The organism is Bacteroides sp. CACC 737 (assembly GCF_013874375.1).
Classification (GTDB): domain Bacteria; phylum Bacteroidota; class Bacteroidia; order Bacteroidales; family Bacteroidaceae; genus Bacteroides; species Bacteroides uniformis.
The window spans coordinates 1,762,578-1,774,875 of record NZ_CP059408.1; the positions used below are offsets into that span (position 1 = coordinate 1,762,578).

The window sequence follows — 12,298 nt, forward strand, 5'->3', positions numbered from 1 at the left end:
ATCAGCATACATCTCATAATTAAAGAAGAAAAAAGTGTCTAATTTTTAGACACTCCCGTCTAAAAATTAGACAGAGGCCGAATCTCTGTTCAGCCTCATAGAACAAAAAAAAAGGAAATTAGAAAAGAATCCATAAGAATGAAAACTTTACCTTTGTACACCGTTTTCTATAGATAGAGTATAAACGTAATATGAAGCACCTGCACATGAAATTCCCCAAACTCTTATATCCTTCATTCCTATGCCTGCTCATGGCCGGCTGCGACATGATAGATTATCACCCTTACGATGTACACATCAGCGGTGAAACCGATGTCAATGCCCACAACATTGCCCAAATAGAGCAGAACTGCCAAAACAAGACAACAATCCGGTTCGTAACAATGGGTGACTCCCAGCGCTGGTATGACGAGACCGACGACTTTGTAAGCCACCTCAACAAGCGGAACGACATAGATTTCGTCATTCATGGCGGAGACGTCAGTGACTTCGGTGTAACAAACGAGTTCCTTTGGCAACGGGACATTATGAACAAACTCAAGATACCCTATGTGGTACTTCTCGGCAACCACGACTGCCTGGGCACGGGCGAAGAGACTTATCGCGTAATATTCGGAGACCCCAATTTCTCCTTCATTGCAGGACGGGTAAAGTTTGTCTGCCTGAATACCAACGCCATCGAATTTGACTACTCCCGCCCCATTCCCGACTTTGAATTTCTTGCCGCACAGATAAGCGACCGTGAAGAGGAATTCGATAAAACCGTTGTGTCCATGCACATACGCCCGTTCTGCAACGAGTTCAACAATAATGTGGCACACGTATTCCAACGTTACATCAAGGAATTTCCCGGACTGCAGTTCTGTACATCCGCACACGAACACCATCGCTTTGAGAAAGACCTCTTTGAAGACGGGATAATGTATTACATGAGCGACTGCATGAAGAACCGCAATTACTATATATTCACCATAACTCCCGACGGATATGAACGCGAAGTGGCATATTATTAATCACCTGGCATGTGCCGTCGTCTTCTTGTCAGTATGCTCTTTTTCTGCTTTTTCACAAGAGAGAGATACCATCTTCATCATAGAACACGATACTGTATGGATGGACCCGCAACCGGATGCCGTCATTGAAAGCCGAACCAGGGAGAACCGTTATGACCGCCGCGTACACCGCTACCGCAGGCATTGGGAGGCCTTGATTCCGACGCACACCAAAATTCAGTTTGCCGGCAATATGGGGTTGCTGTCATTCGGTACCGGATGGGATTACGGCAGAAGAAACCAATGGGAAACAGACGTATTCTTCGGAGTATTGCCCAAATATGACTCCAAACGTACCAAGCTGACATTCACCGTCAAGCAGAACTACCTTCCCTGGAGCCTGCAAATAAAACAAAGCCGTTTTTCTGTAGAACCACTGGCTTGCGGCATGTATCTGAACACGGTATTCGGCGATGAATTCTGGGTCAATGAGCCGGAACGCTACCCTAAAGGATATTATGGTTTCTCCTCCAAGGTACGCATCCATGTATTCTTAGGACAGCGCATCACTTACGACATCGACCCGCAACGACGGTTCACGGCCAAGGAAATCACTTTCTTCTATGAAATAAGTACATGTGACCTATATGTAGTCAGCGCTTTCACCAACAAATATCTGAAACCCAAGGATTATCTGAGCTTGTCGTTTGGCATCAAACTGCAACTGCTATAAGTTCTTTTTTCAGTACCGCCATGAACTCTTACTAAAGTTGCTGCCAACTAATTTCTGTTTTACTTAAATCTATTCGTCCCACAATCGTTATATTATCGTCCGACAGTTGTTGAATTATCGTCCGACAGCTGTCGGACGATAATTCAACAACTGTCGGACGATTAATTCTTAGTAAGCAAAAATATAAAATAAAGCGGCATAAGGATTTGCTAAATGAGAAGGAGAATCTTAATACTTTGAAAACTGAGAGATTTACCGAATATAATGCAGATAAATCATTAACTTTGCCTGCAGAAAACAGAAATAGTTTATGGCAAAAAAAAATGGAAACATCCTGATTGTCGATGATAACCGAGGCGTACTTACCGCCTTGCAGCTTTTGTTGAAGCCATATTTTGAAGGGATAATCACACTTCCCTCTCCCGTAACCCTGCCCAGCGTATTGCGGGAAAAGTCATGGCAAGTGGTTCTTCTTGACATGAACTTCACCTCGGGCATCAACACCGGCAACGAGGGACTATACTGGCTCCATGAAATAAAGAAGCTATGTCCCACCCTGCCCGTAGTGCTGTTTACCGCTTATGCCGACATTGACCTTGCCGTACGGGGAATCAAGGAAGGAGCCACAGACTTCGTCGTGAAACCCTGGAACAATCAGAAACTGGTGGAAACCTTACTGAATGCCGTATCAGCTTCTGAAACAAAATCTCCGGCCAACGGCCCAAATGCCAGACGTACGGCAGAAAACAACCACCCGCTTGCGGATATCCGCAACATGTATTGGGGAAACAGCTCCGCCATGCAGCAACTTCGCCTCTTGGTGGAAAAAGTGGCCTCTACCGATGCCAATATTCTTATTACGGGCGAGAACGGCACCGGTAAAGAGATGCTGGCACGCGAAATCCACTCCCTTTCACCGCGCAACCGGCAGGACATGGTAAGTGTGGATATGGGTGCAGTCACCGAAAGCCTTTTCGAAAGCGAACTGTTCGGCCACGTGAAAGGCTCTTTCACCGATGCCCATGCCGACCGTGCCGGCAAGTTCGAAGCAGCCAGCCACAGCACCCTCTTTCTCGATGAAATAGGCAATCTCCCCTACCATCTGCAAGCCAAACTGCTGACCGCCATCCAACGCCGCAGCATTGTCCGTGTAGGCAGCAACACTCCCATTCCCGTAGACATACGGCTGATTTGCGCTACAAACCGCAATCTGCCCGAGATGGTGGCAAAAGGCGAATTTCGCGAGGACCTGCTATACCGCATCAACACGATACATCTTGAGATACCCTCGTTGCGCGAGCGGCCCGAAGACATCATCCCCCTTGCAGAACTTTTCATCGCCCGCTTCTGCAAGCAATATGACAAGCCCCCCGTCAAGCTGACGGACGGCGCCTGCGAGAAGCTTACGCTCCACCCCTGGTACGGCAATATCCGCGAACTGGAACATGCCATCGAAAAAGCCATTATCATCTGTGACAACGAAACCCTTCCTGCAGAACTGTTCCAGCTGGCACGGCGAACCGGCACTCCCGAAGCAACCGCATCCACGCTCGAAGAAATGGAAATGCAGATGATACGGAAGACGCTCGACAAATGCAGCGGAAATCTCTCTGCCGTCGCCGCACAGCTGGGTATCACCCGCCAGACGTTGTACAACAAAATGAAGAAGTATGGCCTTTAATTATTCATTCCGCGTTGCCGTCAGTCTGGCAGTAGCACTCCTTGCAGGGGTGATGTGGACTGTAGACGTATTTTGGGGCGCGTTCTGCACTGCGCTGCTTCCCATAGCCCTGTACTGGCAGCAAAGGCTATACCGCCATCATGTGCGGAAGGTGCTTTTCATGCTCGACGCCATCGAAAACAACGACAATGCCATCCACTTCTCCGAAACGGAAAACACTGCCGACGCACGCCTCGTGAACCGTGCATTGAACCGGGTTGCCCATATACTTTATAATGTGAAAAGTGAAACAGCCCAGCAAGAAAAGTACTACGAACTCATTCTGGACTGCGTGAATACCGGTATCCTTGTCCTGAACGACAATGGTGCCGTATATCAAAAAAACAGTGAAGCCCTCCGTTTGCTGGGCCTCAATGTCTTTACCCACGTCAGCCAGCTGAACCGCGTGGATCCGCGTCTTTCGTCCCTTCTTGCCAATTGCCGCCCGGGAGACAAATTGCAAATGCCTTTCAACAACGAACGAGGCACTGTAAACATGTCTGTCCGCGTCAGCGACATTACAGTCCGTAAAGAGCATCTTCGCATCCTCGCCTTGAACGACATCAACAACGAGCTAGATGAAAAGGAAATAGATTCCTGGATTAGGCTTACCCGCGTACTGACGCACGAAATAATGAACGCCGTCACTCCCATAACCTCCCTGAGCGATACACTGCTGGGACTGACCGAGGCACAAGCCTCCAAAGAAGAAATCAGAAACGGCCTGCAGACTATCAGCAGTACAGGCAAGGGCCTGCTCTCTTTTGTGGAATCATACCGGAAATTCACCCGTATTCCCACCCCCGAACCATCCTTGTTCTACGTAAAAAGTTTTATCGGACGGATGGTCGAACTCGCCCGTCACCAGCACCCCGATGTTCGGGTCACCTTTCATATGGACATCGCGCCAAGCGACCTTATTCTATATGCCGATGAGAACCTGGTATCACAAGTAGTCATCAACTTACTGAAAAATGCCATACAAGCCATCGAATCGGATAAAAATACAGATAAAGAAGGACATATCAACATACGTGCCTACTGCAATGAAGCGGAAGCCATACTGATAGAAATTTCCAACAACGGACCTGCCATTCCCAATGACATTGCCGAACACATATTTATCCCCTTCTTTACGACCAAAGAGGGTGGAAGCGGTATTGGATTGAGTATTTCCCGGCAAATAATGAGGCTTTCCGGTGGAAATTTATCCTTATTGCCCAGTAAAGAAACCACCTTTATTTTAAAGTTCAATTGAACTATTTTAGATTTGTATTTGTTAAACACAATGCATATCTTTGTACTATTAGACATAAGAAACATCACATTTCAAACTATATAGCATAGAATTTATGATATTTACAGCAGGAAACATACTACTTATAGGTTCTGTATTACTTTTTGTCAGCATCATTGTCGGCAAGACCGGCTATCGTTTCGGAGTGCCTGCGTTATTGCTTTTTCTTGTCGTCGGCATGCTGTTCGGCAGTGACGGATTGGGATTGCAGTTCCACAACGCCAAGGAAGCACAGTTCATCGGCATGGTTGCACTCAGCATCATTCTGTTCTCCGGTGGCATGGACACCAAGTTTACGGAGATAAAGCCCATATTGACTCCCGGCATTGTTTTGTCAACTGCAGGAGTGCTGCTCACGGCCCTCTTTACCGGATTATTTATCTGGTGGCTGTCCGGCATGAGCTGGACCAACATCCACCTGCCGTTGATAACCTCCCTTTTGCTTGCATCCACTATGTCATCTACCGACTCAGCCTCTGTATTCGCCATTCTGCGTTCACAAAAAATGAACCTGAAGCATAATCTGCGCCCCATGCTGGAACTGGAAAGCGGTAGTAACGACCCGATGGCATATATGCTGACAATCGTGCTGATTCAATTCATCCAGTCCTCCGGAATGGGAGTTCCCCAGATATTAGGCTCTTTTGCCATACAGTTCATTGTCGGTGCCGCAACCGGTTATTTCCTCGGAAAGCTGGCTATCCTTATGCTGAACCGGCTGAATATAGACAACCAGGCACTCTATCCTATCCTGTTGCTGTCCTTTGTATTCTTCACCTTCTCCATCACCGACCTGCTGAAAGGTAACGGTTACCTGGCCGTGTATATCGCCGGAATGATGGTAGGTAATAACAAAATCATGCACCGGAAAGAGATTTATACTTTTATGGATGGACTGACCTGGCTTTTCCAAATCATCATGTTCCTCTGCCTCGGTCTGCTCGTCAACCCCCATGAGATGCTGGAAGTGGCAGTCGTGGCATTGCTCATCGGCGTCTTCATGATTGTTGTGGGACGTCCTCTCAGCGTTTTTCTCTGCCTGCTGCCTTTTGGCAAGAGAATCACCCTCAAGTCACGGCTATTCGTATCGTGGGTAGGATTACGTGGCGCAGTACCCATTATCTTTGCCACCTATCCCGTGGTGGCTAATGTGCCCGGTGCCCATGTCATCTTCAACATCGTATTTTTCATAACCATCGTCTCACTGATCATCCAGGGTACCACAGTCTCCTGGGTAGCCCGGCTGCTGGGCCTCTCCACCCCGCTGGAAAAGACCGGAAATGATTTCGGAGTTGAGCTGCCCGAAGAGATTGACTCCAACCTGCACGATATGACCATTACACAAGAAATGCTGGACCAGGCAGATACCCTGAAAGACATGAACCTGCCCAAAGGCACACTGGTGATGATTGTAAAACGTGGCGATGAGTACCTCATCCCGAACGGAACATTAAAACTGCATGTAGGCGACAAGCTGCTTCTTATTTCGGAAAATAGCAAGGAATAAGAATTACAGATAAGTTTCTATCCGTTTCAGGGCAAGAAAAAAACGGAAACTATTTGCTTTGCATCACTATAAGACCTATCTTTGCGCAGTTTTAACTAAAGTGTGCAGCAGCTGAATGGAACAAGAACAAGGGTTCATCGATTATATAGAACAAAGCATTATTAAAAACTGGGATCGCAACGCCCTGACAGACTACAAAGGAATTACACTACAATACAAAGATGTAGCACGGAAAATAGCCAAATTCCATATCGTATTGGAAAGCGCCGGCATCAGGCCCGGTGACAAGATTGCCGTTTGCGGACGTAACAGTGCACACTGGGCAGTCGCTTTTCTGGCGACGGTTACCTATGGAGCTGTCATCGTTCCCATTCTGCATGAGTTCAAAGCCGACAATATCCACAACATCGTCAACCATTCCGAAGCCAAGCTGCTGTTTGTCGGCGACCGGGCATGGGAAAACCTCAATGAAGAGGCAATGCCCCTGCTGATGGGTATCGTACTGCTGACGGACTTCACTCCGGTAGTTTGCCGCAACGAGCAGCTGATGGAGGCTTTCGAACATCGCAACGTCCTCTATGGCACACGTTTCCCCAAGAATTTCCGCCCCGAGCATATCAGTTACCGCAAGGAGGAATCCCCCGAAGAACTGGCTGTCATCAACTATACTTCGGGCACGACGGGATATTCCAAAGGGGTCATGCTTCCCTATCGCAGCCTTTGGTCCAATGTTGCATATTGCCATGAGATGCTTCCTGTACGTCCGGGCGACCATATTGTATCCATGCTGCCTCTGGGACATGTATTTGGTATGGTGTACGATTTTCTATACGGTTTTTCCGCAGGCGCCCATCTGTATTTCCTTACCCGTATGCCGTCTCCCAAGATTATTGCACAATCATTCTCCGAAATCAGGCCACGGGTCATTTCGTGTGTACCGCTTATCGTAGAAAAGATTATCAAGAAGGATATCCTGCCCCGGATAGACAATAAAATAGGCAAGCTGCTATTGCGGATGCCCATCGTCAACGACAAAATCAAGGCCGACATGCGCAAAAAGGCAATGGAAGTATTCGGCAGTAATTTCGATGAAATAATCATCGGAGGGGCACCGTTCAATGCCGAAGTGGAACGCTTCTTGAAGCAGATAGGTTTCCCCTATACCATTGCATACGGAATGACGGAATGCGGCCCCATCATTTGTTCCAGCCGCTGGGAAACATTGAAACTGGCCTCTTGTGGCAAGGCAACCAGCCGCATGGAAGTAAAGATAGGCTCTCCCGACCCTCAGAACGTGGCAGGAGAAATAATCTGTAAAGGTGCCAATCTGATGCTGGGCTATTACAAAAATGCCGAAGCGACTTCCCAAATCATCGATGTAAACGGCTGGCTGCACACCGGCGACCTTGCAACGATGGATACCGAAGGATATGTCACTGTCCGCGGACGCAGCAAAAACATGTTGCTCACAGCCAGTGGTCAGAACATCTACCCCGAGGAGATTGAAAGCAAACTGAACAACATGCCCTATGTGTCCGAATCACTGATCGTATTACAGAAAGACAAGCTCGTGGCTCTTATCTATCCGGATTTTGACGATGCATTCGCCCATGGTATGGAACAATCGGACATCGAAAAGGTTATGGAGGACAATCGGAATGAATTGAATCTGCAATTACCGGCCTACTGCCAGATAACAAAAGTCAAGATACACTTCGAGGAGTTCGAGAAAACGGCAAAGAAGAGCATTAAAAGATTTATGTATCAGGAAGTAAAAGGGTAAGGGGAATGTGTCAAAACCTTCTTTAACGCTTTATTTTAGGCGCGGATGACGCAGATTTCACGGATTTAGTTTATTGAATCCGCATTATTCCGCGTAATCCGCGCCTAATATTATAACATTATAAAAGTCTTCATGTGCTTTTGACACATTCGCATCCTTTTTGTTAACAAAAATAGAAGCAAAGGAATAAATGGCTAATAAGTGTTATAAAACATACTTTTTTAGTTGGATAATTTGCAGATTTATCAAAAGTCCGTATCTTTGTAATGTGTTTTTCATAGTATTAGATTTAAGGTTAACAAAGGTTGGAGTACAGCGGTACTCCTTTTTTTATGCCCGTACTTTCCGTTAAAAAGAATAAAATGTCACCATTTTCATTATATTTGCAAGAAACAGAAAAACATATATCATCCGAGCATCATGGATATACACACATTTATTGCCAATTATCAAGAAGCTTTCGGCCAACATGCCGAACTCCCCATCGCCTTTTGGTATTCAGACCGAATGGAGGCATCTACAGAGAAAGTAACCGGTTGTCTCTTCAAATGCATGAAACAAGTCAGAGACGGCAAAACCGTCAGTCTCAGCAACGAAACAATCACCTGCGGAGGAGGCAAGTTCTATACCGGATTTACAGAAATGCCCGAGCGCGTCCCGGGTTTTGTCTCCTTGAAAGAGAAATACAAGAGGACTCCCGAAATGGTGGTAGATTTTGTCAATGAGCTACAGATTCCCAAAGCGGACAAAGCCTATCTGCATTTTGCCCGCATAGACAAGATACCTTCCTTTGACGAGGTGGAAGGCGTGCTGTTCCTGCCAACTCCTGACATTCTATCCGGACTGGTGACATGGACCTTCTTCGACAACAATGCATTGGATGCCGTGGCAGCCCCATTCGGCTCCGGCTGTTGCTCCGTCATTACCCAAACCATCATTGAAAACCGGAAACAAGAGAAACGCACTTTCCTGGGATTCTTCGACCCCTCCGTCCGCCCATACTTCGAAGCGGACTTATTGAGCTTCACTATCCCCATGTCCCGGTTCAAGGAGATGTATCACACCATGCGTGAAAGCTGTCTGTTCGATACACATGCCTGGGGAAAAATCAAGGAAAGGATACAGCTTTCCCAATCAAGAGACGTACATATCCTCCCCTCTCCCATCTCCTTCCCCATCCTTCCGGACATTTATCTGCAGGAAATCAGAATGGAAGATGCCGCAGCCATCTACTATGCCATCGACACACACCGAGATTACTTAAAAACATGGCTGCCATTTGTGGATAATATGCGCACAACAGCTGATGAAGAAGCTTTTTTACGTCAGGTACTATCTGCTCCTGCCGAACGAAATGAACCTATATTCGGTATTTGGAACCAGCAGCATGAAATCTGCGGACTGATAGGTTTCCATTTCTCCGATTTCGACAACCACCGTACAGAACTCGGCTATTGGCTACTGCCGGAATACCAGCACCGGGGCATCATTACTGAAAGTGTCCGCAAGCTGTGTCTGTGGGCCGTACAAGAAAAAGAGATAAAGCGGATACAAATTCGCTGTGCCGTGGGCAATGCAGCCAGCAACGCAGTACCGGTTCGCCTCGGTTTCATCCATGAGGGAACAGAACGTTGCGGAGAACTGCTGGCTTCTGGAGAATATACAGATATACATATATACAGCATCTTGAAAGAAGAAGTGCTGGCCAACCTCAAACAATAAAATATCAAATATATATCAACTATTGAAATTATACATGGAACAACAACCTCATCTCAATGACCACAACAAGCAGGAGTACCCTCCTATGCATACAACGGAGCACATCATCAACCAGACTATGATAAGGTTATTCGGTTGCAGCCGCTCCATATCAGCACACATAGAACGGAAGAAAAGCAAGCTGGACTACCGTCTTGCCGCCTGCCCCACGGAAGAAGAAATAGAGAAGCTGGAAGAGGCCGTAAACGAGGTAATCGCCCGACAGCTGCCCGTCACAACAGAATTCATTACGCAAGAGGAAGCGCAAGGACGTTTCGACTTGGAACGCCTGCCCGATGGTGCTTCGGAAACGGTACGTGTCGTGAAAGTAGGCGATTACGACGAATGCCTCTGCATCGGAGTACATGTGGAGAATACATCAGAAATCGGAACCTTCAAAATCATCAGTCACGATTGGGACGAAGAAGCCAAGCGTTGGAGAATGCGTTTTAAATTAGTCTGAAAATCTATCAATTTTAAATAAATAAGATAGCAAAATGGCATTAAACAAGCAAATAAGTCAGTTTTTCAATGACAAATAGTCAATAGAGTCAGCAAAGACCGGTTGGCATAAGGTTTGCAATATAGTTAGCGAACGACGGTTCAAGAAACGGACGGTGAAAAACCCAAAAGGCAGGCACCCGAAGACAAAGAACCGGAGTTCAAAACTAAATAGCATGTTTAACTTAAACAATAGGAGACTATAACTATGATGCCTGTAAGAAGAAACCAAAATTGGTTACCGAGTATTTTTAATGATTTCTTTGACAATGATTGGATGGTAAAAGCAAATGCCACCGCCCCTGCCATCAACGTATTCGAAACAGCAAAAGAGTACAAAGTTGAATTGGCTGCTCCCGGTATGACAAAAGAAGACTTCAACGTTCACATCGACGAAGAAAACAATCTGGTCATCAGCATGGAAAAGAAAACAGAAAGCAAGGAAGAGAACAGCAAGGACGAAAAGAAGGAAGGCCGCTACTTGCGTCGCGAATTCTCATACACCAAGTTCCAGCAAACCATGATTCTTCCGGACGATGTAGACAAGGAAAAGATTGGCGCCCATGTAGAAAACGGCGTGTTGAACATTACATTGCCTAAGTTTACAGAAGCAGAAAAAGAAAAGGCCAAGAAATTCATCGACGTAAAATAACGCCCGGCCATTAAAAAGAAAATCTCCCGCTGCACAAGATAATGCAACGGGAGATTTTTTATATCCATAGCTATGCGGAACTATTTCTTTTTCCCTTTCAGAAAACGATCTGTCAGCCACTTGCGCACCGGTTCGTCGTACAGTTTCAAACAAGCATAAGCAAGAACAAAAGCTCCAACGAAAGTAAGCATCATATAAGGGATGCCTTCCACCATTGTAGCGTTATTGTTGCATACCCAAGCCGTATAAGTATATACCAATGGATAATGGGTGATATAAATCGGATAGGAAATATCTCCCAGGAACTTGCATACGGCAGTAGAGCGCTTACCGGTCACCTTGCCGCCGGCTCCCATCGAAACAATGACCGGGAAGATGCAGATAATACAGAAAGCCTCGTAAAGCCCGTTCATCCAGTAGCCGTCCTCACCTCCGATACGGGGAATGGAAAGAACCACCACAATCAGCAGGCTACACCACCAGAAAGCACGCTTTTCAAGCCGTATCAGCCAGCCGAGGCGTGACAGAAGCAATCCGCCGAAAAACGGATACATCAGCCGGACCATGCCCACATACTGCTGTTCCCAGTTCAAGGCCCAACCACCCACAATATCACCAGCAGGAGCAGTCAGACAACGGTACACCGTAAAACACCCTGCCACAAATACCAGCACCGATAAGGCCACCTTATTGAACTTGCGTACAAACAACGCATACAGAATATTACCGATATATTCATAATAGAGCGACCATGCCGGACCATTCAACGGATGCATTTCCGTCCAGCCACGAATGTCGAACTTCAGCGGAAGGGGAAGCAAAGTACAGCCTAGTAACATTACCAGCAGCATGGTTCCAACAGACGTATTCTCGATAGGTGGAAAACAAGGCGACTCTTGAAAATAGAAAAAGGCAGCGCCCACAATGCTTCCCATAATCACCATAGGATGCAGGCGAATGATACGGCGTTTGAAGAAAGTGCCCACGGTCATCCGGTTCCAACGGTCATCATAAGCATAACCGATAACAAAACCGGAGAGCATGAAAAAGAAATCCACTGCCAGATAGCCATGATTGATAATTTGAGTAAGATGACTGCCGCCTGCATGTGCTTCAAAAAGATGGAAGATAATAACCATGACAGCCGCCACGCCGCGCAGTCCGTCAAGAATCTCATAATGCGGTTTCGAGGCAAGATAAGTAGTCTGTGTATTCATTTTGGTATAAGATATTTATTAATTTGCGCGCAAAGATAAGAGTTTTTTCCAATAAGGGAACTGATAAATATCATATAAACTCTATCAATTAATTAACAAGTATAACAGCTATTAGATATATATCACTACTAGCCC

At 46.4% G+C, this 12,298-nt stretch carries 10 protein-coding genes; 9 read left to right on the forward strand and 1 reads right to left on the reverse strand.

What is annotated here, in order from left to right; all coding sequences use genetic code 11:
• Positions 1 to 206: 206 nt before the first annotated feature.
• The 9 genes from H1A11_RS07630 (at position 207) to H1A11_RS07670 (ending at position 10,946) form a co-directional block, all read left to right on the forward strand.
• The gene (locus H1A11_RS07630) at positions 207 to 1,013 is read left to right on the forward strand and encodes a metallophosphoesterase (protein WP_174646842.1); all 807 of its coding nucleotides are present in this window, start codon (positions 207 to 209) and stop codon (positions 1,011 to 1,013) included.
• Positions 988 to 1,725, forward strand: a complete 738-nt coding sequence (locus H1A11_RS07635; RefSeq protein WP_044468800.1) for a hypothetical protein — start codon at positions 988 to 990, stop codon at positions 1,723 to 1,725. Before H1A11_RS07630 ends, H1A11_RS07635 begins: the two co-directional genes overlap by 26 nt.
• Before the next feature lie 310 nt (positions 1,726 to 2,035).
• The gene (locus H1A11_RS07640) at positions 2,036 to 3,406 is read left to right on the forward strand and encodes a sigma-54 dependent transcriptional regulator (RefSeq protein ID WP_138346435.1); all 1,371 of its coding nucleotides are present in this window, start codon (positions 2,036 to 2,038) and stop codon (positions 3,404 to 3,406) included.
• Positions 3,396 to 4,703 carry a PAS domain-containing sensor histidine kinase gene (locus H1A11_RS07645; RefSeq protein WP_181757971.1) on the forward strand — a complete coding sequence of 436 codons (1,308 nt, stop codon included), beginning with the start codon at positions 3,396 to 3,398 and terminating at the stop codon, positions 4,701 to 4,703. Before H1A11_RS07640 ends, H1A11_RS07645 begins: the two co-directional genes overlap by 11 nt.
• A 94-nt stretch (positions 4,704 to 4,797) precedes the next feature.
• Entirely contained in the window at positions 4,798 to 6,249 is a 1,452-nt protein-coding gene (locus H1A11_RS07650) for a potassium/proton antiporter (protein WP_181757972.1), read from the forward strand.
• Positions 6,250 to 6,364: 115 nt separating this feature from the next.
• Positions 6,365 to 8,032 (forward strand): long-chain fatty acid--CoA ligase, encoded by a 1,668-nt coding sequence (locus tag H1A11_RS07655; protein WP_181757973.1) that lies wholly within the window; start codon positions 6,365 to 6,367, stop codon positions 8,030 to 8,032.
• Positions 8,033 to 8,452: 420 nt separating this feature from the next.
• Positions 8,453 to 9,754 (forward strand): GNAT family N-acetyltransferase, encoded by a 1,302-nt coding sequence (locus H1A11_RS07660; RefSeq protein ID WP_181757974.1) that lies wholly within the window; start codon positions 8,453 to 8,455, stop codon positions 9,752 to 9,754.
• Between the two features lie 34 nt (positions 9,755 to 9,788).
• Positions 9,789 to 10,256, forward strand: coding sequence for a hypothetical protein (locus tag H1A11_RS07665; protein ID WP_117600891.1), 468 nt, complete (start codon positions 9,789 to 9,791; stop codon positions 10,254 to 10,256).
• A 246-nt stretch (positions 10,257 to 10,502) separates the two neighbouring features.
• On the forward strand, positions 10,503 to 10,946 hold the full coding sequence (locus H1A11_RS07670) for an Hsp20/alpha crystallin family protein (RefSeq protein WP_171030452.1): 444 nt from the start codon (positions 10,503 to 10,505) through the stop codon (positions 10,944 to 10,946).
• A gap of 80 nt (positions 10,947 to 11,026) precedes the next feature.
• Here the strand turns inward: H1A11_RS07670 and H1A11_RS07675 are convergent, their stop codons facing one another.
• The gene (locus H1A11_RS07675; RefSeq protein WP_117600892.1) at positions 11,027 to 12,163 is read right to left on the reverse strand and encodes an acyltransferase; all 1,137 of its coding nucleotides are present in this window, start codon (positions 12,161 to 12,163) and stop codon (positions 11,027 to 11,029) included.
• Positions 12,164 to 12,298 lie beyond the last annotated feature (135 nt).